The organism is Paenibacillus sp. FSL R7-0128 (genome assembly GCF_038002245.1).
GTDB lineage: Bacteria > Bacillota > Bacilli > Paenibacillales > Paenibacillaceae > Paenibacillus_AQ > Paenibacillus_AQ silagei.
In genome coordinates, this window is the sequence record NZ_JBBOCD010000001.1 from 111,503 (window position 1) to 133,114 (window position 21,612).

General features: G+C 53.7%; 16 protein-coding genes and 1 tRNA gene. 7 read left to right on the forward strand and 10 right to left on the reverse strand.

What is annotated here, in order from left to right; all coding sequences use genetic code 11:
• Positions 1 to 68 precede the first annotated feature (68 nt).
• Together NST26_RS00530 and NST26_RS00535 are read left to right on the forward strand one after the other, a co-directional pair.
• Positions 69 to 2,891, forward strand: coding sequence for a glycoside hydrolase family 3 C-terminal domain-containing protein (locus NST26_RS00530; protein ID WP_445323305.1), 2,823 nt, complete (start codon positions 69 to 71; stop codon positions 2,889 to 2,891).
• 156 nt (positions 2,892 to 3,047) lie between these two features.
• Positions 3,048 to 4,334 (forward strand): glycoside hydrolase family 18 protein, encoded by a 1,287-nt coding sequence (locus NST26_RS00535; RefSeq protein WP_036726365.1) that lies wholly within the window; start codon positions 3,048 to 3,050, stop codon positions 4,332 to 4,334.
• A 102-nt stretch (positions 4,335 to 4,436) separates the two neighbouring features.
• Here NST26_RS00535 and NST26_RS00540 read toward each other — a convergent pair whose 3' ends face one another.
• Positions 4,437 to 4,832, reverse strand: a complete 396-nt coding sequence (locus tag NST26_RS00540) for a hypothetical protein (protein ID WP_036726335.1) — start codon at positions 4,830 to 4,832, stop codon at positions 4,437 to 4,439.
• 291 nt (positions 4,833 to 5,123) lie between these two features.
• On the opposite strand from NST26_RS00540, the gene NST26_RS00545 reads away from it, so the two are divergent.
• Together NST26_RS00545 and NST26_RS00550 are read left to right on the forward strand one after the other, a co-directional pair.
• A complete protein-coding gene (locus NST26_RS00545; RefSeq protein WP_155991487.1) occupies positions 5,124 to 8,186 on the forward strand; it encodes an S-layer homology domain-containing protein in 3,063 nt (1,020 codons plus the stop codon).
• 135 nt (positions 8,187 to 8,321) lie between these two features.
• The gene (locus NST26_RS00550; protein ID WP_036726336.1) at positions 8,322 to 9,227 is read left to right on the forward strand and encodes an AraC family transcriptional regulator; all 906 of its coding nucleotides are present in this window, start codon (positions 8,322 to 8,324) and stop codon (positions 9,225 to 9,227) included.
• Positions 9,228 to 9,345: 118 nt separating this feature from the next.
• Here NST26_RS00550 and NST26_RS00555 read toward each other — a convergent pair whose 3' ends face one another.
• Both NST26_RS00555 and NST26_RS00560 read right to left on the reverse strand, forming a co-directional pair.
• Complete coding sequence (locus tag NST26_RS00555) at positions 9,346 to 10,332, reverse strand: hypothetical protein (protein ID WP_340956759.1); 987 nt, start codon at positions 10,330 to 10,332, stop codon at positions 9,346 to 9,348.
• A complete protein-coding gene (locus NST26_RS00560) occupies positions 10,329 to 10,703 on the reverse strand; it encodes a helix-turn-helix domain-containing protein (RefSeq protein WP_051478092.1) in 375 nt (124 codons plus the stop codon). The genes NST26_RS00555 and NST26_RS00560 overlap by 4 nt, the downstream gene beginning before the upstream one ends.
• Positions 10,704 to 10,957: 254 nt before the next feature.
• On the opposite strand from NST26_RS00560, the gene NST26_RS00565 reads away from it, so the two are divergent.
• Positions 10,958 to 11,041: transfer RNA gene (locus NST26_RS00565), tRNA-Leu, on the forward strand.
• A 256-nt stretch (positions 11,042 to 11,297) separates the two neighbouring features.
• Here NST26_RS00565 and NST26_RS00570 read toward each other — a convergent pair.
• Positions 11,298 to 12,584, reverse strand: a complete 1,287-nt coding sequence (locus tag NST26_RS00570; RefSeq protein ID WP_340956756.1) for a Gfo/Idh/MocA family protein — start codon at positions 12,582 to 12,584, stop codon at positions 11,298 to 11,300.
• 127 nt (positions 12,585 to 12,711) lie between these two features.
• Between NST26_RS00570 and NST26_RS00575 the strand changes: the two genes are divergently transcribed.
• Positions 12,712 to 13,527, forward strand: a complete 816-nt coding sequence (locus NST26_RS00575; RefSeq protein WP_340956755.1) for an AraC family transcriptional regulator — start codon at positions 12,712 to 12,714, stop codon at positions 13,525 to 13,527.
• 126 nt (positions 13,528 to 13,653) lie between these two features.
• A complete protein-coding gene (locus tag NST26_RS00580; RefSeq protein WP_340956753.1) occupies positions 13,654 to 14,373 on the forward strand; it encodes a bZIP transcription factor in 720 nt (239 codons plus the stop codon).
• Positions 14,374 to 14,439: 66 nt separating this feature from the next.
• Here the strand turns inward: NST26_RS00580 and NST26_RS00585 are convergent, their stop codons facing one another.
• From NST26_RS00585 to NST26_RS00610, 6 genes are all read right to left on the reverse strand, one after another.
• The gene (locus NST26_RS00585) at positions 14,440 to 15,753 is read right to left on the reverse strand and encodes a 6-phospho-beta-glucosidase (RefSeq protein ID WP_340956751.1); all 1,314 of its coding nucleotides are present in this window, start codon (positions 15,751 to 15,753) and stop codon (positions 14,440 to 14,442) included.
• A gap of 6 nt (positions 15,754 to 15,759) precedes the next feature.
• Positions 15,760 to 16,755: an N-acetylglucosamine kinase gene (locus NST26_RS00590; protein WP_340956749.1), complete on the reverse strand. Its 996-nt coding sequence runs from the start codon at positions 16,753 to 16,755 to the stop codon at positions 15,760 to 15,762.
• 12 nt (positions 16,756 to 16,767) lie between these two features.
• Positions 16,768 to 17,760, reverse strand: coding sequence for a LacI family DNA-binding transcriptional regulator (locus NST26_RS00595; RefSeq protein WP_340956748.1), 993 nt, complete (start codon positions 17,758 to 17,760; stop codon positions 16,768 to 16,770).
• Between the two features lie 198 nt (positions 17,761 to 17,958).
• Complete coding sequence (locus NST26_RS00600; RefSeq protein ID WP_340978233.1) at positions 17,959 to 19,347, reverse strand: ABC transporter substrate-binding protein; 1,389 nt, start codon at positions 19,345 to 19,347, stop codon at positions 17,959 to 17,961.
• Positions 19,348 to 19,403: 56 nt separating this feature from the next.
• Positions 19,404 to 20,282 (reverse strand): carbohydrate ABC transporter permease, encoded by an 879-nt coding sequence (locus NST26_RS00605; RefSeq protein ID WP_036726374.1) that lies wholly within the window; start codon positions 20,280 to 20,282, stop codon positions 19,404 to 19,406.
• On the reverse strand, positions 20,279 to 21,172 hold the full coding sequence (locus NST26_RS00610) for a carbohydrate ABC transporter permease (RefSeq protein ID WP_340827743.1): 894 nt from the start codon (positions 21,170 to 21,172) through the stop codon (positions 20,279 to 20,281). Before NST26_RS00610 ends, NST26_RS00605 begins: the two co-directional genes overlap by 4 nt.
• Positions 21,173 to 21,612: the final 440 nt, after the last annotated feature.

The window sequence follows — 21,612 nt, forward strand, 5'->3', positions numbered from 1 at the left end:
ACCATACAGATTCAAGGCAACGTATATTCCCTGCAGGGAGGGCGTTATCTATAGAATCAACCCACAGCATGGGAAATGAACATACAGGAGGAAACCAATTGAGTACACAGAACATTGGAGTGCCGTTAGAGGGTTTTGCAGAATTTAGCCGGACGGTAGCCGCAGAGGGTGCGGTACTGCTTAAGAATGAGGGACAGGTGCTTCCGCTGGGTAACGGTGAGAGCGTCGCTGTTTTTGGCAGAATACAGGTGAACTATTACCGCAGCGGTACAGGATCGGGCGGTAGCGTTCACGTTGCATATACGACGAATCTGCTGGATGGACTACGCAGCAAGAAGAACATTAGCGTGAATGAAGAGCTGGCTGCAGCCTACGAGGCTTGGATCGGGCTTAATCCGTTCGATGACGGCGGCAAGGTATGGGCTGCGGAGCCGTGGAACCAGAAGGAAATGCCGCTTACGGACGAGCTGGTGAAACAGGCAAGAAGCCAGTCAGCCAAAGCGGTTGTTGTCATTGGACGTACGGCGGGCGAGGATCAGGATAATGCCGATACCGCAGGCAGCTACCGGCTGACGGAAGATGAGAAGGCGATGCTTGTCTCGGTTACGGCTCATTTTGAACAGACGATTGTGGTGCTCAACGTATCCAACATTATTGATATGAGCTGGGTAAATGACGCCGCTTATGTGAACCCTATCTCTGCAGTGATCTATTCCTGGCATGGCGGCATGGAGGGCGGCCACGCGATCGCCGATGTTCTGGCCGGCGAGGTTACGCCAAGCGGCAAGCTGACGGACACCATCGCTTATTCCATTGAGGATTACCCGTCGACCCGCAACTACGGCAATGAGTTCAAGAACCTGTACGAGGAAGATATCTATGTGGGCTACCGTTATTTCGAGACCTTCTGTCCCGATAAGGTTCAGTATGAATTCGGCTACGGGATCTCTTACACGACCTTCAAGCTGGAGCCGGAGGAAGCGAAGCTGGTGAACCAGGCGGGCGAGCCGCAGATTGAAATCGGCGTCACCGTAACGAATACGGGAGCAGTATATGCCGGTAAAGAAGTAGTGCAGGTGTATGTTGAAGCGCCGCAAGGACAGTTGGGTCAACCGGCCAAAGCGCTGGCAGCCTTCGCTAAGACTAAGCTGCTGGAGCCTGGCGAGTCTCAGCGCCTTACTGTAAGCTTCCCGCTCCATTCCATGGCTTCCTATGATGACGCCGGAGTGACCGGGCACGCTTCCGCTTATGTGCTGGAAGCCGGAACCTACCGCTTCTATGCAGGAACCAGCGTCAAAGCCGTATCAGCAGTGCTTCTGGATGGACAAGAAGGCTATGTGTTGGATGAGCTTAAGGTCGTGGAACAGCTGCAAGAGGCTATGGCGCCTACCGAGAGCTTCATGCGGATGAAGCCGGGTGCCCGCAAGGCAGACGGTTCGTATGAGCTTGTCTCCTCTGAAGTACCCACACGCAAGGTGGATCTGGCGGAGCGGATTGAACGCAATCTGCCGCAGACGCTTCCGCAGACCGGCAATCAGGGATATACCCTGAGAGATGTCCATGACGGAAAAGTTAGCATGAGCACTTTCATTGCCCAGCTAAGCGACCAAGATTTGGCGGCGATTGTCCGGGGCGAAGGAATGAGCAGCCCGCTGGTAACTCCGGGTACAGCATCGGCGTTCGGGGGCGTGAGCGACAGTCTGTTCAGCTACGGCATTCCGGTTGCAGCTACAGCGGACGGCCCTTCCGGCATCCGTATGGACAGTGGAGCTAAGGCAACACAGGTATCAATTGGAACCCTGCTGGCCGCTACATGGAATGCGGAGCTGGTGGAAGAACTGTATGTTATGGAAGGCCAGGAATTATTGCGCAACCAGGTGGATGCGCTGCTGGGACCGGGGCTGAATATCCGGCGCAGCCCGCTGAACGGGCGTAACTTCGAATATTTCTCCGAAGATCCGCTGATCTCAGGAATCTTCGCTGCCGCATGTACACGCGGAATTATGAAGGGCGGCTCTAATGCGACGCTGAAGCATTTTGCCTGCAACAACCAGGAGAAGCACCGCAGTAAGGTCGATGCTGTCGTATCGGAACGCGCGCTGCGTGAGATCTACCTGAAGGGCTTCGAAATCGCAGTTAAGCAGGGCGGAGCCAATTCGATCATGACCTCCTACAACCCGGTGAACGGGCATTGGGCGGCTTCCAACTATGACCTCAACACCACGCTGCTCCGCGGCGAATGGGGCTTCCAGGGGATCGTCATGACCGACTGGTGGGCGATCATGAACGATGTGGTGAACGGAGGGCCGGCAGACCGTAAGAATATGAACTGGATGGTCCGCGCCCAGAACGATCTGTACATGGTCGTTAGTAATTATGGGGCAGAGGTTAATGCTTACGATGACAATACAATTGCATCTCTGGAGAACGGCACGCTTACCCGCGGGGAGCTTCAGCGCTGCGCGATCAATATCTGTGAGTTCATCATGAAGGCGCCGGTATTCTCCAGAAAGCATGAGATTATTGAAGCGGTCGATACGTTCAAGGCTGATCCGGCTATCGGGGCTGAGCAGGTGCAGGTGCAGGTGCTCAGCGAGAACGCTCAGGTAACCCCTGCTGTGTCCGGGCCGACCTACATTCAGGCTGACGAGGCGGGCCAGTACCGCATTATTGTCAGCATCATGTCTCCTGAGCCTGAGCTTGCGCAGAGCGCCTGCAACCTGACCCTGAATGGACAAGCGGTAACCACCATTCAGACGAACGGAACGGAAGGCCGGTGGATCCGGCAGAAGCTGGTCAAGGTTGAGCTGGAAGCCGGCCGGTATGAGCTGAAGCTGGACTTCGTCAAGCCCGGCCTGCAGGTTGAATGGATTGAATTCAAACAGGTATAGCATCAGGATCATTTATAGCATGAGCAGCAAGGCACCCTCCGGGGTGTCTTTTTTTGCAAATATTGAATTTACATGATCCGCCTGATTCCGCATACCCGCAGGGCCGCCGAATAAAATAGAGATAAAACGGCTACTATGAAGGGATGGCAGGAACGTATGCAAATACATGTAGTGCAGCCGGGCCAGACGCTGTATGGCATTGCGCAGGCCTACGGAGTAAGCACTGATACGATAACTGAGGCGAATCAGCTCTCTGCGCCGGGAAGCCTGGTGGCCGGGCAGGCGCTGGTAATCCCGATTGCCGGGCAGTATTATTGGGTGCAGCCGGGCGACAGCTTCTACAGCATCGCCAAGCGGTTCGGCCTGAAGGCAAGCGAGCTGGCGGAGGTGAACGGGCTGACACTGAATCAGCCGCTGCAGGTTGGGCTCCGTCTGTACCTTCCCCCTGGACCGAGGCGGCAGGCGGAAGTGAACGCGTATGTGGAGCCCCGGGGGGAGAGTGTCTCCCAGCCGCTGCAGAATGCTGCGCGTGAGGCTGCTCCTGAGCTGACGTATCTCGCACCGTTCAGCTTCCGGATCAAGCGGGACGGAACGCTGGTCCCGCCGCCCCTGGACGGCCTCGCCTCCATTGCCGCAGAGCAACAGGTGACGCTGATGATGGTCGTGACGAATCTGGAGGATGCCCAGTTCAGCTCGGAGCTCGGGCGCATTATTCTGAATGATCAGGAGGTTCAGGACCGGCTGCTTGAGAACATCATTGCGGAAGCGAAGCGGCTGAACTTCCGGGATATCCACTTTGATCTGGAGTTTCTCCGGCCGGAGGACCGTGAAGCGTACAATACTTTTCTGCGGAAAGCGGCAGAGGTCATTCATAAGGAGGGCTTCCTGCTGTCCACCGCCCTTGCCCCCAAGACCAGCGCGTCACAGGTTGGGGCCTGGTATACGGCGCATGACTATAAGGTCCACGGAGAGGTGGCTGACTTCGTCATTATTATGACGTATGAATGGGGCTATAGCGGGGGGCCGGCGATGCCTGTCTCGCCCATCGGGCCTGTCCGTCAGGTGCTGACCTATGCAGCAAGCGAGATGCCTGCCGGTAAAATCATGATGGGCCAGAATCTGTACGGTTATGATTGGACGTTACCTTACGTAGCGGGCGGACAATATGCCAAAGCGCTCAGTCCGCAGGCGGCTATTGATCTGGCAAGGAACAGGAATGCAGCCATTCAATATGACTATAGAGCCCAGGCGCCGCATTTCAATTACACCGATGACGAGGGGCGGCAGCATAAGGTATGGTTTGAGGATGCCCGCTCGATTCAGGCCAAGTTCGATTTGATCAAGGAGCTCAGGCTGCGGGGCATCAGCTACTGGAAGCTGGGCCTGCCTTTTCCGCAGAATTGGCTGCTGCTTACGGATAACTTCAAGGTGGTCAAAAAATAGACCGGAGACCGTGCTGCCAGCGGCGGCGTAAGAAGCTCCACACCAAAACGGATGTGCCCCTGGGAAATGGCGGCACATCCGTTTTTTTTGAAAATATTAGTGTTAGCCCATTAAGCCCTTGAGCCCGCCCAGAAAAGGCCGGATTGACTTGATCATATTGTAGCCCATCTTCATCACCGGCATGGCCTTCTGCACCATTCCGAACATGCCCATGAACCGTCCGAGACCCCCGCCGACGATACCGGCTGCCCCGCCTCCCCCGCCCATCAGCGAGCCGAGTAGAGGCATGAAACCGGATACCTCTGCTTTCCGCGCAGCTGAAGAGGATTTCCGTTTCGGGGATGACCCCTTACGTGTGCCGGGTCTGGACAGAATCACCGCCTCCTGGTTCAGGTCTGTAATCCACCCTACATAGGAACGCCCATTATGCAAAGTGATGCAGACCGGCTGGCCCTTCAGCTGCTGTGCCCGCTTGCGGAGCTTTGTTGAATTTGCCATTCGTCATTCACCTCACTGTTCTATTTACTCTATTTTACTCAGAACCTGAGGGGCGGCTTGTGCGGGTATGGAGTTCTGCGGATTATTTTTGAACAACCCGGGGCTGTCTTTGGGGGCGGGATGATCTAAAAATATACAAATTGTGAATTCAGGTTAATTGTAGTGAAATATTTTACAGTGAAAAAAAGGGAAACGGATATGCTTGTAGAATTACCCAGAAGTACTGGGTTTGGAGTGAGAAAGCATGACTTTAGTCCCGGTTCTAATTCTATTGGGGAGTGACCTAATCTCTTGGCTATCCATCGTTCATTCAGAAATACTTGCTTCATCGTCTTATTATTTATTCTTCTACCATTTGCACGGAGTTACGCCGATGCCGGACAAATGGCAGACATCAAAGGACACTGGGCGGAATCCGATATTCAGCAGTGGCTGGATCAAGGACTTATTACCGGCTATCCCGATCATACCTTCCGGCCGGGGGCTGAAGTATCCAGAGGTGAGTTTGTAGCGCTAGTGAACAGAGCGTATAAGTATTCGGATACGAAGGCTATCAGCTTCAAGGATCTGAAGCCGGAGAATTTTGCGTACATAGAAGTGCAGAAAGCGACCGCTCAAGGATATATCAGCGGATTCAGCGACAATACCTTCCGTCCTGACAAGCCAATCACAAGACAGGAAACTGCAGTTATCCTATCCAGAATATTAGGCTTTGATAGTAAAGGAGCAACGGCCTCCATCTCTGCACAGGACGCGAATCTTATCCCTGCCTGGAGCAGACCCGCCGCTCAGTATCTTCTGGATCAGGGGATCATGAGCAAGAATGCGGCTGGAGCCTTCCAACCGCAGCGCAATATGACCCGTGCCGAGACTGTAGTGGTCATTAAGAAGGCGCTGGCGCTGAGCACAGTGGTCTATGATAAGGCGGGTACTTTTGGCGAGGCTGCAGTTAGCACAGTACAGCATAATGTAAGAATTATAGCTTCCAATGTCACGCTCCGCAATATGCATATCCGGGGTGACCTCGTCATTGCTAAAGAGGTGGCAGATGGGGATGCTTACCTTGAACAGGTTCAAGTAGACGGTGTAACACGTATTGAAGGCGGAGGCAGCAACAGTATTCATATCCGGAACAGCAAACTAAACACAGTATCTGTGAATAGGCTGAATCATGCGGTGAGAGTTGTAGCCGAGGGTACAAGTGTTGTGCAGGACGTACAGATTCTATCCAGCGCGGTTATTGAAGAGAAGGATCTTACCGGCGATGGTTTTGTGAATGTAACCGTGCTTCCTCCTGCCCAGACATCTTCATCAGAGCGCACAGTGGTGCTTGCCGGAGTCTTTAAGAAGGTTTCTGTAGGCGGCAGCCTCAAAGAGTTCAATGTTCGCTCAGGCAGCATAGCTAATTTGCTTATCCAAGAAAACCTGGTAATCCCTACTCTGAATTTCAGCAAGAATGTTGTCATTGATCAGCTGGAAATGAAGAGTAAGCTGAAGATTTCCGGCGAAGGCCAAGTCAAAAGTGTTGTATTGTCGGAAGGTGTACCGGACCCTAAGCTGCCAAAAGAACAACAACCTGCTGCACCTGTAACTGGCAGCGGGGGTGGAGGCTCCTCTAACCCTGGCCCAGGCGGCGGTAGTGGCGGTGGTTCTCCTGATCCGGGTACTGGTGGTGGGAACGGGTCAACTCCTGTACCGGCGCTATCTGTAACCGGAATTACCGCGGCCAATGGTATGGTTGAAGTTCAATTCAACCGGAACCTGGACAGCATACCAGATGCTGCTGATTTCGCAGTTCTCGAACAGGTCAATCATGGCGAGTTTCATAAGGTAGAGGTTACTCTGGTTACGCTGCTTGATAATAAAGCAACAGTACAACTTACAATCCCTTCGATAGCAATTAGCGAGGCTGAGCAATTGGCGGTATACTCCTTGTCATATAAGGGTGGAAGCCCTGTACTATCTGGAGCGATTACTGTGCCTAAGGCTAATGTAAGTGTAACAGGGCGCGTATTTATTCAGCCTTATACAGGGACCAAGCCGTTTCCTGCCTTCAACAAACATTTCTACTTAAGGGGAGCTAAGGATACAAAGGGAACTTATTCGGCTACCACTGTAAAGGACGGAGAGTTTTCTTTTGACAACGTGGTACCGGGAACTTACTTTGTATATATCCCTTTCTCTCCATACAACTATTATTCAGAGGAATTTACAGTGGAAGCAGGGAAGGACTTAGTTCTGCCTGATATCATCATCGTTCAGAAAACACCTGAACCAAAGGTTGAACCAGTCGTGTACACAGATGTTTCTTATCTGAGCGGTAGCATTATGTATCTAGCGCAGCCTTTTAAAGTTAAGGTTGAGCTTGAGGATGGGAAAGAACTGAATATTCACTCTGGAGAATTTTACTCTTTCTTCAGCTTCAGGCTATATGACTATAATCCTAACCTGCTTTTGAAGGACAAAGACAAATTATTTGTGACTCTTTATGATGACAACGGATGGACCTCTGAGCGTTTTGAGGTTACTGCAGTTGAGCGGCCACTGACGAAGATGCCTGTTGTGACTAGCGTGGTATATAATGATACCAGAATCATCAGAGGTACAACGGAAGATTCGTCGAGTGAAATTACGATAACCCGCGAAGATGGCAAACTTGTTCATAATTCCAGCAGTTATGGAGGCGTTTATCAATTATACCTATGGGGCGACACGCCATTTACTGTTGGTGAGAAGCTAATGGTCTATGCGCAAACTTTAGGAAAAAGAAAAAGTGAGCCTACCATTATCACTGTCGTAGCTGCTACTGCTGTAACGGCACGACCGGTTGTAACGGAAACAGTATACGAGGACGATTGGGCAATCTTCGGCACGGCTGAGGGAGAATCTATCGTTGTTGTCAAACGTGCGGACGGAACCATCGTTGGAGAGGAAAAGAGCAGCGGTCAGGAATACGGCGGGAAATATTCGGTTCCATTAAATCCGCGTCCTATTGTAGGGGAGACTCTATATGTAACCGCCAAGGGATACGAAAAACTCCCTAGCAAGCCTGTTGAGGTTGTAGTAGCCAGCAAACCAGTTACTCCGACACCTACGGTGGTTGGTGTGGTTTATAGTGATAGTGCGGTGATAGTAGCCTATGTTCCTCGTATTTCCGGCATCTCAGGTTTCTATCTTAAGACTAAGGATGGTGTTGTAATTGAAGAAGCTTTTACGCTCGGTGAGCAAGGTCACTTCTTGAATGTCAAGCTTGCTCCAAATACACAATATCAAGTGACAGCAGTCGGCCCATTAATGAAAGAGAGTGAACCTTTCTTCTTCACAGTGATAGACCGAGCCAAAGAGACCGAATAATGAAGCGAATATAGTAAAATATCAAAAGGACACCTGCGGGTGTCCTTTTTGATCGACCTTTAATACTGTGCAACTCAAGTCATATCTACACACTAGGCCTCTGCTAAAATCAGCAGTGAAAGGAGGAGGACATCAATGTACGAATGGAATGAGATGGTCCAGCGCATGATTGACTGGGTGGAGGAGGATCTGGCGGTTTCGCCTACGCTGCTGGAGATGTCGAGACATTTAGGCTATTCGCCGTATTACTGCACCCGGCAATTTCATGCGCTGACTGGAATAACGCTGCGGGATTATGTCTGGCAACGCCGGATTGGCCGGGCGGCACTGGAGCTTAGGGACACGGATGCACGCATTCTGGATATTGCCGTGAAGTTCGGCTTTTCCTCTCAGGAGGCGTTCACGCGGGCCTTTCTCAGAGCCTTCAAGCTCACTCCCCATGCTTACCGCAAGGCTCCACAGCCGATTCCGCTGGCCATTCGTGCCGAGGTGTTCTCTCCTTATCATTATCTGATCAGGGAGCGGGATAGAATGAGACAGGTGCATTTACAGGAAGCGGAGATTAAGCTTGAGTTCTTACCGGCGCATAAGTTTATCGGCATCCGCGATATCGGATCTAACAATTACGGAGGATTCTGGAAGAATGGGCATGACTGCGATGAGGTCTCTGGAACCCTGGAGAGTATGTCGCACCATACGCTGCCCGGGCAGCTCGGCCAGACGGCAGGCTGGTTCTATCAGGAGGGGCGCAAAGGCTATCTGTATGGTATCCTTGTCGCGGCTGACTACGACGGGGCGGTTCCGGAGGGCATGGAATGCCGGGATATCCCGGAATCGGAGTACCTGGTCTTTTTTCATCCGCCATTTGATTACTTGCAGGATAATGGGCAGGTGATGCGTATTGTTGAGGAAGTTGCTTGGAACTATGATCCTGCGGTTATGGGCTATGTGTGGGACGAAGAGGAAAAACAGGATTATCAGCGGCATTTCCCCGAGGGTTACGGGTATGCGGTGCTGCGGCCGGTCCGTAAATTAGACTAACTTCAGACAGCAGCTTAAGCAAAAGCATCCGGCGCTTCTGCTTAAGCTGCTGTCTGTTGCACAAAAATTCTACGTCAGGCCAAACCTGGCACTAGAGCCGTTATACATCAATACACTATTAAGTTAGGCCCAGCACCACTTCAGCCAGAGTATCTCCCTGATGCTCCAGCGAAGCAACCTTCGCCAGCAGCTCTGCCTGCTGCTCACGCTGCCGGCCCGTCCAACTGGCTCTGGGGGCAGCGCCGGCTGTTCGAAGTATGGCCGGGTCGGACATCTCCTTATAGTATTTATCCAGCAGGGCAGCCAATTCCCCATAGATTTCCGTCATCGCCGCCAAGGCAGCCTGTTGTTGCGGGTCATGCACCAGCGGCAGAGAGTCGCGTAAGTAGGCGGCGGCGCAGCGGTGGGCATCTGCCAGGGCCATCATGCAGAAGTGATTGACGGATAACCTGCGGCTGAAGGCTTCTTCGTCCGCTGCGGCATACCAAGGGTGATCCTGCAGTCCCTCTCTCCATAGCTCCAGCGCCTTGTATCCTATAGCATAAGAGCTGCTGTTGGACAGGCTCTCAGCCTGCATAGACTCCAGCTTAACGCGCAGCGATGCATATAGATTCTCAAGTGCAGACGGGGCCTCCATCTGATCTCCCAGCCTGATAATCCGGTAAGGCCATTGATCCACATGGAGATACCCTTGGCTTATCCTCGTATGAGCCTGGAACTTAGGATCAGCTTCAAGCTCACTGAAGGTCTCATCGTCAAAATAACTGCGGCACAGCAGCACATCCCCCTCGGCCAGATATCCTGTAATGACTCCCCACTCCGGCGCTACCCTGAGGTTAATCGCAAGTGGCAGTCTGCCTTGGCGGATATCTTCCAGAATCGCCAGCTTCTCGGCTGTGCGCTGCTGCGGCTCCAACCGGTTGGCCCGGCGGGCACTTAGTCCATAAGCCTTGCAGGCGGGAATGGAGTAGTCATAGACGACAAGGGCATCCGCAGCACTGTAGTCCCATACCGGTTCAAAAGCCATTCTCCAGCAGGCTCCCGAATAGCCCATCACCTGCTCGTAGGTGGTCTCTACGCCTCTGGCGGTAAGAGCGAGCGTCATGGCTCCTGCCCAGGAGCAATCCCGACCCCATCCCATGAGTGGGGAAAGAGGTGCTCCCCGGGGATTAAGCTTAAGCGGTCTGAAGCTACGAACTGGTTCACAAGCTGGGTAACATCCAGCTCCTGCTGTCCATCTGTATAGATTGCAGAGAGCACCACAAGCTCCTGGGGCAGCAGAATGCTGTCAATCGAGTGGTTCAATGCGGCGGATAGCAGGGGAAGGGTGGCTGTCTCCGGCAGAGACTTGCCAGTCTCCCATTTGGATACCGCCTGTGCACTGACATGGAGCAGTTCCGCTAATTGTTCCTGGGATAAGCCTTTTATTTTGCGGAGGGTAGCAATTCGTTTGCCAACTTTGTCACTTACGATCATACTCAGTACAACTCCTATAATGGATTCCGACGTCGTAAGTCTATTATAATCTCCGTTCTCGAAATAACCCATATACTGGAGTAGGGCACGCGGTATAACGTAATCAACTGTAAGTTGAGGCTAGCTATGACGCACCAGCTAGACCCCTTCTCAAAGTGGCTGTGTCCCGCTTTAACCATGATTAATAAAAAAGACTTGTTCTTTTGAAGAATTCATGATATATTACTTCTTGCGTTGCATTGAATGTTTTCTTTGCGGTCATGGCGGAATTGGCAGACGCGCTGGCTTCAGGTGCCAGTGGTAGCAATATCGTGGAGGTTCGAGTCCTCTTGACCGCATAATGGTTTTAACCGTGATGCAAGCGAAGGCCCTTCTTAAATGAAGGGTCTTTTTTTTGTTGAGAAATGAATGTAGGTGAAAAACCGAACACAATGTGCCGGTGCGTGGTGAGTGGGCGAAATGTAGGTGAAAAACCGAATACAATGGCGCCGAGTAGAGAGCTAGACAGCCCCCTTTCACCACGTACCCGTGATCAAAGGGGGGGCTTCTGCATTATCGTGCGAGTTCATCGCTGCTGCGACGCCACGCGCCAGATCACGCCTTCCAGATGTCGTCTATTCTCACCGGCTGGCCGGTCTTCATGGAGCGGTTGGCGGCAATGCCGGTCATAATGGACATCGCGCCGTCCTTGTGCGAAGCTGCGCGGTTGAAGCGGTCTTCCTGCTTTTTGTCAAAAATATCGCTCAACAGCACCGGATCACCGCCGCCGTGTCCGCCGCTGCTGCTCTCGAACTCTACGCGGTAAGGCTCCTTGAAGTGCGGATAGATCATAATGCTGACGCCTTCCAGCGCGCCTTCGTTTTCTTTTTTGCCGCCGGAATTGACGTAGGACTGCTCGGTAATCCGCACCTCCATCCGCCCCTGAGTCCCGTTGAACACGATGATGAAGCCCTCCCACGGCATATATGCGTTAAGCGAATAGTTCATGACGGTCTTGTTCTTGTATTTGACCATAACATTCATGGTGTCCTCGATGCTGATATTATCCCCGAAGACGCTCTGGTCGCGCTGGTACCCGTCCTCGTGTTCGGCGTCCAGGTACATGCTCTTCAGGTGTTCGTTACGGTCCAGGTGTAGCGCAAACGGGTCGTTCTCGGCAGCCTTGCTGCCGTAGGCACGCTGATAGAACTCGGTGATGCCCCGTTTCTCGGCATTCTCTCTCCCGTAAAAGCGCAGATCGCCCATGGCGAAAACCGTGTCCGGCTGCGACCCCAGCCAGAAGTTCATCAGGTCGAAGTGATGCGTCGATTTATGCACCAGCAGGCCGCCGCTGTTCCGCTTGTCGCGGTGCCATCTGCGGAAATAGTCTGCTCCATGCTGGGTATTGAGCAGCCATTCGAAGTTCACGGACAGGATTTCGCCCAGTACGCCGTCCATAATGACCTCACGGATCTTCGTGTTATGCGGCGCATAGCGGTAGTTGAAGGTGACCCGCAGATTCTTGCCGGTGCGCTCAATCGCATCGAAGATCTCCCGGCATTTCTCCTCGTCAATCGTCATCGGCTTCTCGGAAATGACATCACAGCCCAACTCCATCGCGCGGATAATATACTTGTGATGCGTCCGGTCAATCGTAGTCACCAGCACGAAGTCGGGCCGGGTCTCGGTGATCATCCGGTCGAAGTCTTCGGCCTTGTACGTAGGAACCTCATGGTAATCGTATTTATCCGTAAGCATATGATTGGCGAAATTCATCCGCGTCTGATTGACATCGCAGAAGGCCACAAGCTCGGAGGTTTCGTTGTAAGCGGTAACAAGAGCGCCATAGAAAAATTCAGCCCGGCCGCCAGTGCCGACAAGTGCATATTTCTTTTTGGACAAGGGGATCACTCCATTTACTTGGATTTGATTCTATTTTATAGTATAGAAAATGCAGAAAGTGAACGGTATTTAGTCATTTTTGCTCAAAAGTGTGCTTATCTTATCCTTTCAGGGGGCTTGGTGCAGGGTGGAATCTATTTTTCAGATTGAGCAGCTGAGGCGCATCGGGCATTTCAATATGGACACCGACCATTTCCATGATTTCTACGAAATATATTATCTGCTATCCGGGGAGCGGCACTATTATATCCGTAACGGAAGGTATGCGCTGGAAGCCGGAGACCTTGTGTTTATTAACAAAAATCACCTGCACCGCACAACCGGCGGAAGTCATCTTCCGCATGAGCGGGTGCTGATCAGCTTTGACGATGCCTATCTGGAGCCGGTGGCACCCGGGGCAGACTGGATGAATGTGTTCGAAGGGGAGAGCTTCCTGCTGCGGCCTACGGCGCATGAACAGGGACTCATCACAGACCTGCTCCAGGCGATGCAGGAGGAACAGAAGGAGGGGCTGCGCTGGAGCACTGAATATACAAGGATGCTGCTGCTGCAACTGCTGATTACGCTGGAGCGGATAAGGAGGGCGAAGCCCGCCCTGGTCTCACCGGAGCAGAGCGAGGGGCAACGCCGGGTATACAGCATCATCGAATACCTGGACAACCATTACAGCGAGCGGCTGAGCCTTGGGGGGATTGCCGAGCGGTTCTTCATCAGCGCTACGTATCTGTGCCGGATTTTCAAGCAGACGACAGGCTTCACCATCACTGAGTACCTGAACTATGTCCGCATCCGTGAGGCGAAGGTACTGCTCACGCAGACGAAGTGGCCGGTCACCCGGGTGGCGGCGGAGACGGGATTTGAGAGCATTGCGCATTTCGGGCGGGTGTTCAAGGCCATTACAGGACGTTCACCCTTGCAGTACCGCAAGCAACACCGGGGGTGACGATTACGGCTCGCATCGGCTGTTTCTTTCGGCAACCGCTGCGAAAATGTTACATATTTTTCTATCTTTTGACACAGGGTTGGTCTTATAATGGTGAAGAATTAAATACAAGTATTGGGGTGTGTTATGAAAATGAAATCAGGGGGCCTTTGGCTTGCTGCTGCTATGCTGGCGGTAACCGTAACCGGGTGTTCCTCGGACAATGCAGGCGCTGGCAGAGAGAGCATGGAGAAGCTGAAGACAGAGATTAGTGAGCTGCAAAAGGAGAACAAATTCCTAAAAGAACAGAATGATAGGTTAAAGGAGAGCCTGGTAAAGCCCGTGACAGCGGAAGAAGAGGGCGGTACGGCTGAACTTCTAAATAACGGGGGCAGCCCGGCAGCAGCTGAACCCGGGGAGGACCACAAGCTGATCGTAAAAGGCACGCCGCTTGTTATCGACGGGACGGGTGAGTATACCATCACCAAGACCTCTTATAGCAAGAAGGTTACTCCGTCCAATCCCGGATCATTCTATACCTACTATGAAGCCAAGGAACCGGGCACAACCTATCTGGCGATCACGCTGAAAGTGAAGAACCTGGCAGGTGAGGCTATGGAGGCAGACGAAGTAGCGGATGTGGAGGTCAAATACGACAATAAATACGAGTATAGTACCTTCGATACCATGGAAAAGAACGGCGGGGAAGATTTCACCTATACCAATATCTCGAGGATTGAACCGCTGAAGAACGGCACGCTGGTGTTCCTGGCCGAGGTCCCCGACGAAGTGAAGTCCAGCGGCAAGCCGCTGTATGCCGACTTCAAGATCGAGGGAGAGACCTACCGCTATACCATTGTGAAATAAAAGAAGAGCCTGTGCGGCCGCAGAGTGATCTGTGGTTAGCATAGGCTCTTTGTTGGTGTTAAGGGATTAGTCCTGACCGAAAAAGGACGGCAGATACTCCCTGTTCGCTTCCAGCATCTCATCCAGCATCGCGATAGCAACCTCCACTGAAGGGACAAGGGGGTGATGCGCTAGGGCTTGAATCGCCAGGCTGCGGTCTCCAGTGACGGCGGCGTCGATGGCTAGCTGCTCATAGGTCTTCACAGCATGAATCAGTCCCTTGGCCATCGGCGGAATCTGGGTCAGCGGCAGCGGGAGGGGGCCGGTCTTCGTGACGACACAGTTGACCTCGATGCTGGCATCGTCCGGGAGGAAGTCTAAGATGCCCCGGTTCGCCACATTCAGTGTCTGGATGTCATTGGTGCCGCTATAGAGCGAGCGCATCAGGTTCACGGCCGCTTCGGAATAAAAGGCTCCGCCGCGCTGCTCCAGCTGCTTCGGCTTCTCATTCAGCGCAAGGTCGCTGTAGATGGCGAACAGCTCCTCCTCCACGCGCTTGACGACTTCAGCACGGTTCCCGCCTTGTGCGGCGGCTTCCTGCTGCTCCGCGAGCATCGCATCGGTCATGTAGAAGTACTTCAGATAATACGAAGGTAAGGCATGCAGCGATTGCAGGAACTCGGGGTTCCATTCGCGTGCCGGAACATTCTTTGCACTGTAGCCTGCAGTATCCTCCAGCATCTCCTGCAGCTTGTCTTCACCCTCCACGTCAATACGGGTAATCCAGTGCAGGTGGTTCAGGCCGACGAACTCGGCGTAGATCCGGTCCGGGGCAGTGTCATATTTGGCCGATACCTGCTTGATCAGGCCGATCGGGGCATTACAGAGACCGATGCTCTTCACCTTGGAGTACCGCAGGACCGCCTCGGTGACCATACCTGCGGGATTGGTGAAGTTGAGCAGCCAGGCGTCCGGTGCCAGCTCCTCGATATCCCGGCAGATGCCGAGAATGACCGGGATCGTGCGCAGCGCCTTCAGCATGCCGCCGGGGCCGGTCGTCTCTTGGCCGATCACGCCGTATTTCAGCGGAATCGCCTCGTCACGGGCACGGGCATCCAGCATACCGACACGGATCTGCGTGCTGACGAAGTCCGCACCGGCAATGGCCTCGCGGCGGTCGGTGGTGAGATGGACCTCGATCGGCAGACCGGACTTCTCCACCATACGCTTCGCCAGAGCGCCCACGATGTTCAGCTTATGCAGGCCAGCCTCAATGTCTACAAGCCACAGCTCCCGGACCGGAAGCTCCTTATGATGCAGGATGAAGCCTTCTACCAGTTCGGGGGTATAGGAAGACCCTCCGCCGATGACGGCAATCTTAAGACCTTGGTTCGCTGTCACAATGAATCACTCCTGTCTGGTGGTAGTGGGAATAAGCTCGAACTCCCTGTAAGCACGCATCGTCTCATACATACCCTGGCTGACGGTGATCCCGTCGCTCTCCAGCGCCGACCAGAGAGCGCCGACCACAGGCTCGGTGGAGAGGGTGACCACTGCCGCGCCTGGTGCCGCTTCATGCACAGCCTGCTCAATCGGCCCGCGAATCCAGCCCCGGTCGCCTCGGGTCAGCACGCTTCCGGCCAGGACCACATCAAATTCATCGTTCTCCATACCGAGCCGATGAATGACGGCCGCCGCAGCCTTGCCCAGTTCCACGCCTTGGCGGTTCAGGATCGCCAGAGCGGCGGCATCGCCCTCAGCCGTTGCCGGGAAAAGCAGGCGTGCCGCATCCAGCGGCACCTGCTTCCCGTGATCCAGGAAGTCATCGTACATGTCTTCGACCCGTTCATAGCCGAGCAGCTTCAGGAGCGGCTCCGTCAGCAGCGTGGGCGCTTCGCGACCGTCCCAGGCCCGGATCACTGTGCGGAACACCTCGATATTCAGCGCGCCGCCGCCGCCGAAATCGCCGTACATATAATCGAACCCGCCGCACTGGAAATGGCGGCCCTGCGGATTACGGCCTGCCGCATTGGTGCCGGTGCCGCAGATCAGGGCTACGCCGTAGGGGCGGTCCGTCCCCGCCCGCAGGCCGATCATCGTATCGCCGCTGATCGTATAATTCGTGAAGCCGATCCGGCGGATCATCGGATGCAGAATGTTATAATCCGTCTGGCGGTCAGCACCGGCAAGCCCCAGATAGGCTTGCCGAAGCTGATCCAGCCGGAGCCCGGCTTCCGCCAGCGCCATGGAAGCCGCTTCGCGGATGTTATTCTCCGCCTGCGTCACGCTGGTCTGGTGATTGCCGTTGCCGCTCCGGCCTTTGCCTAGAATACGGCCCTGTTCATCGCTGATGAGGGCGTAGGTCTTGCTGCCTCCCCCATCGATCCCCAAGTAGTAAGCCAATGTTTGTACCTCCTAAAGTGTAATCTTCGTCGATTCCCGCACAATCAGCTCCGGATCGATCTTAATATTGGAGCCGCGCTTCATCTCCCCGCTGATCCGGCGCAGCAGCATGTCGGCGGCGGCGACTCCGATCTTATCCGCCGGCTGGCGCATAGTGGTCAGATGCGGGTGGAGCTGGGAGGCGATATAGTGGTCGTCGTAGCCGACTACAGCAACCTCCTCCGGCACCTTTACGCCTGCCTCCATCAGGGCATTGATCACCCCGAGGGCGATATTGTCATCTCCGGCGAATACCGCCCCCGGCAGCTTACCCTCTGCGAGCCAGCGCTGCGCCGTGTCGTAGCCCATGGTGATCTCAAATTCACCGTGTACGATCTCGAACGGGGCGAGGCCCTGCTCCTGCAGCGCTTGCAGGAAGCCCGCGCGCCGCTCCCGCGTACTGCGGAACATCTCCTGCCCGCAGAGATGGGCGATGGAGGTATGCCCCAGCTCCAGCAGGTGGCTGGCTGCGGCATACCCGCCTTTGAAGTTGTCGATGGTGATCGAGTAGCTGTCATTCTCCGGCAGCTGGTTGTCGATCAGCACATAGGGAATGCCCCGCCGCTTCAGCTCGACAATATAATTGTCCTCTTTGATCGGGGAGAGCAGGATAAGTCCGTCCACCCGGTCTTCCTGGATCAGGTAGTGGCTCTCGCCGGAGCCAATGCCGTCATACACGGAGATGGCCAGATAATATCCGTGCAGGGCCAGCGTCTCATTCAGCTCCTTGACTACGGCATCGAAGAAGGAATCCTGCAGAGTCGTTACGATCAGGCCGATGATGCCGGTCTTGCCGCTGGCCAGACTGCGGGCTGCCGCATTCGGGCGGTAATCCAGCTCCTTGATCGCGTCGAGCACCTTCTGGCGGTTGTTCTCCCGCACAGACGTTGCTCCGTTTAATACCCGCGATACGGTGACCACGGACAGCCCTGATTTTTTGGCTACATCAAAAATACTTACTTTCATTTCAAGCGCTCCTTGCGGCAGATTGTCCGGTGCTTTTAAAATATAGAATTTATATGTTTCACACGATAAATTATCCTTCTATTTCTCGCTGAAACGGTACCGTCCTTTAAAAGGACGGCAAAGCCGTTTCCACTTATTCTATCTCCAGTATACAGGCCGCACCGGGGTTTCGCTAAACATATAACCATCGCCGGGCCGCTACCTCTTGATGATCTCCGTAACCTTCTTCTGAATCACCGGCATAACCTCTTCCAGGGTCTTGTGACCCGTCTCGACCGGCTGCAGCTCATTGATGAACATGTCGTTGATCTGCGAGTAGTTGGTGATCAGATGGTTGTAGGATTCATAACCGTATTTGACTGCGCCTTCGTAGACCTTCTTCACATCCTCCGGATCAATGCCGTCAAAATGCTTGTAATACACCTCAGCCGCTTCCGTATTGACTGGCGGATTGCCGCCGCTCAGCTCGATGGACTTCTCCTGGATTTCAGTGGTCATCAGGTATTTGATCCATTCAAAAGCCTCCTTCGGATGCTTCGAGTCCTTCAGAATCAGCAGCGGATCAACGAACAGCGTGCTGCGCACCTTGTCGTTGCCTCCCCATGGCACAGCAGCTACGCCAATTTTGAACGGGAAGTCGTTAGCTCCGGCGAGGTTCCAGGAGCCGCCGATCGACATGCCAATCTTGCCTGCGACGAACGGGTCGCCGTTTTGTCCGGCTACGCTTTTACTCCACTCGGAAGTCGGGGACACCTTCTCCTTGAACACAAGGTCGAACAGCTTCTGGTAAGCGGCAATGACCTCGGGTGAATCGAAATGCGCCTCGGAAGGAACGCCGCCGTTGGTCCAGGTATCTTCAGAGTAAGGCTCTGCCCCGAAGTATAGCGGCCGCATATCCCGCTCCGCCCAGGTGAAATCTACACCGTATTGTGTTTTGGCGATATCGTCCGATACGAGCGTCATCTTCTTGGCATCCTCCACCATGCGGTCAAACGTCCAGCTCTTATCCTCATAATCACTTGGCGGGTAGGAGACGCCCGCAGCATTGAACATATCCTTGTTGTAGAGCATCAGGGTGACGTACATATTGACCGGTATGCCGTAGGTATGACCGTTTACAGTGTATATTTTCATCAGATTCTCTGGGATGTTGTAGTCCTCCGCCTTGAAGCCGTCTTCCTTAATAAGATCCGTCAGATCCAGCAGCATATCCTTATTGTAATATTCGGCAAAACCGCCGTAGCCGTAGTGGCTCGTCACATCCGGGGAATTACCGCCGGCAATCAGTGTCTGCAGCTTGCTGTCGAACTGCTCATACGGTGCCTTCTCCACCTTGACCTTGATGTTCGGATGCGCCTTCTCGAAATCCGGGATCAGCTTCTCGATAAAAGTCCGGTCCTCGGAATCAATGGTATAGTGGGATATCGTCACTTGCTCCCCCGAACCGCCGGTATTCCCGGCTCCGCTGCCTCCAGCCGCCACATTGCCTGCCGATTTGCCGCCGCTGCAGCCCGCCAGGACTGTGGATACTGTCAGGGCTGATGCTAGCAGCAGCGCATATCTCTTGCTCTTCATTTTATTCTTCATTGTCCAATCCCTCCTGAATTTTTCAAGTATTGTAAACCAGGGATAGCTTTGCTGCCTTACTTGATGCCCGTCAGTACGATGCCTTCGACGAACTGCTTCTGGGCGATGGCAAACAGGGTGACGATTGGAACCATAGCCAGGACGGAGGCGACCATCAGCAGATGCCACGGCGGAATGCGGAAGCGCGATGAGGTGAGGGAGGCCATCCCCACGGGAAGCGTGAATTTGTCCGACGAGCTTAGATAGAGCACAGGGGTCAAGAGATCATTCCAGCTGTAGATAAAAGCAAAGATCGCAACCGTCGCCAGCGCCGGCGCAGACAGCGGCAGCGCGATGGTCCGCCACATCCTCAGCTCGCCGCATCCGTCAATGCGTCCGGCATCGAACAATTCCTCAGGCAGCGTGGAGAAGAATTGCCGCAGCAGGAAGATGTTATACGCCGAGCCGAAGAAGGCAGGCACAATCAGCGGGAGGAAGGTGTCGATCCACTGCATTTTGGAGAACAATACGAACTGCGGAATCATAATGGCCGGATAAGGCAGCATCATCGTGCTCAGCAGCAGGATGAACCAGAAGTTGTTGCCGCGCCCCCGGTACCTGGCGAACCCGTAAGCAACCAGCGCCGAAGAGAGCAGGGTGCCGAATACGGAGAAGCCGGCGATAATCAGGCTGTTCTTGTACAATGTGCCAAACTGGAGAGTCTCAAAAATATCGACATAATTGCGTAAGGCCCAGCTCTCCGGCAGAAACGTCGGCGGGAACTTCAGCATCTCCCGTTTGGACTTCAGCGAGGTGGAGACCATGAAGAACAGCGGCAGCAGCATGAGAAACGTTGTGACTAGGAGCGCGGTGAAGCTGGCAATCTTAACGGGCTTGATTCTCCGGCGGAGCCGGGGGGACGGGTCAAGCGGGCGGGTGGCCTTAACGGTGCTCATCGGCTGCTGCCTCCTTCATAATGGACATAACGGCGCGACAGCCTCATAATGACCGCCGTGAACAGCATGACGACAATCAGCAGGACCCAGGCAAGCGCGGAGGAGTATCCGGCGCGGTATTCCTTGAAGGCACTGGTATACAGATTGTAGACGTAGAACCAGGTAGAGTAATTGGGTCCGCCCTGCGTCATGACGAAGGCTTGCGTGAACACCTGGAAGGAGTCGATCAGCCCCATAATCAGTTGGAACAGCAGGACAGGCGAGATCATCGGCAGCGTAATATTCAGGAAAATGCGGAAGCGCCCTGCCCCATCCAGATTGGCAGCTTCGATCAGGCTGGCTGGGACTCCTTGCAGACCAGCGAGGAAGAGGATCATGCCAGAGCCCGCTGTCCAAAGGGACATGATAATTAGGGCATACAGCGCTGTATCGGGATTCATCAGCCAGGCCGGGCCGTGAATGCCGAACCAGGAGAGCATATAATTGAAGAGGCCGATCTGAGGATTGAAGATCCAGTACCAGAGGAGCGACATGGCCACACCGGAGACCATACTCGGGAAATACATCGCTGTGCGGAAGAAGCCGCGCCAGGGGATGGTCTGATGCAGCAGCAGGGCGAACCCCAGGCCCAGCAGCAATTGTACCGGCACGCTGATGAAGGTATATCTTAGGGTGACCTTCACGGAACGCCAGAACAGTTCATTGTGGAACATCTCCGTGTAGTTGGCGAGGCCGATGAATCTGGGCGGATGAATGATGTCATAGTCGGTGAAGCTGTAATACAGCGATGACAGGATCGGGTACAGGGCGAAGATCAGGAAGCCGACCAGCCACGGGGAAATGAACAGATACATGTAGAACGTCTGCCGCCGGCTCTCACTCTTAATCACGGACACACCAGCCTTTCATTGTTAAAAGTATAAGCGCTTTAACTTTAATGGTAAATAAAAATTTAGTTTGCCAATTTTATTATAGTGGACAAATTATAAGTTAAATCGCTTTAACTTTAATGCCGTCCGTTGACCTAATCATAGTGGATGATCACCAAATAATCAACCCTTTATTTCGGTAATAAAGCGTTACCAGTCAATAAATATAACAAATAAATGGATGATAATGCTGAAAACGGTGAAAATTCCGGTGTGAACAGGGGTTTTATGTAAGATAACCTGACTTTTGAGGCGTGATTTCATGAAAAGCTCACCTGCGGGCGACCGGTTGTTTGCCGGTTTTCGCCTACAATGGGCCCTGCTGCCTTCGAGCCGAGAAATGTGTTCGGTTTTTCGCATATGTTATATCTCCCGGAACAGAAAAAATCCGTCCGGCATTG

Coding starts and splice junctions, on each gene's coding strand:
- NST26_RS00530 (WP_445323305.1), top strand. CDS start 69: ATGGGAAATGAACATACAGGAGGAAACCAATTGAGTACACAGAACATT.
- NST26_RS00535 (WP_036726365.1), top strand. CDS start 3,048: ATGCAAATACATGTAGTGCAGCCGGGCCAGACGCTGTATGGCATTGCG.
- NST26_RS00540 (WP_036726335.1), bottom strand. CDS start 4,832: ATGGCAAATTCAACAAAGCTCCGCAAGCGGGCACAGCAGCTGAAGGGC.
- NST26_RS00550 (WP_036726336.1), top strand. CDS start 8,322: ATGTACGAATGGAATGAGATGGTCCAGCGCATGATTGACTGGGTGGAG.
- NST26_RS00555 (WP_340956759.1), bottom strand. CDS start 10,332: ATGACGCTCGCTCTTACCGCCAGAGGCGTAGAGACCACCTACGAGCAG.
- NST26_RS00560 (WP_051478092.1), bottom strand. CDS start 10,703: ATGATCGTAAGTGACAAAGTTGGCAAACGAATTGCTACCCTCCGCAAA.
- NST26_RS00580 (WP_340956753.1), top strand. CDS start 13,654: ATGAAAATGAAATCAGGGGGCCTTTGGCTTGCTGCTGCTATGCTGGCG.
- NST26_RS00595 (WP_340956748.1), bottom strand. CDS start 17,760: ATGAAAGTAAGTATTTTTGATGTAGCCAAAAAATCAGGGCTGTCCGTG.
- NST26_RS00600 (WP_340978233.1), bottom strand. CDS start 19,347: ATGAAGAATAAAATGAAGAGCAAGAGATATGCGCTGCTGCTAGCATCA.
- NST26_RS00605 (WP_036726374.1), bottom strand. CDS start 20,282: ATGAGCACCGTTAAGGCCACCCGCCCGCTTGACCCGTCCCCCCGGCTC.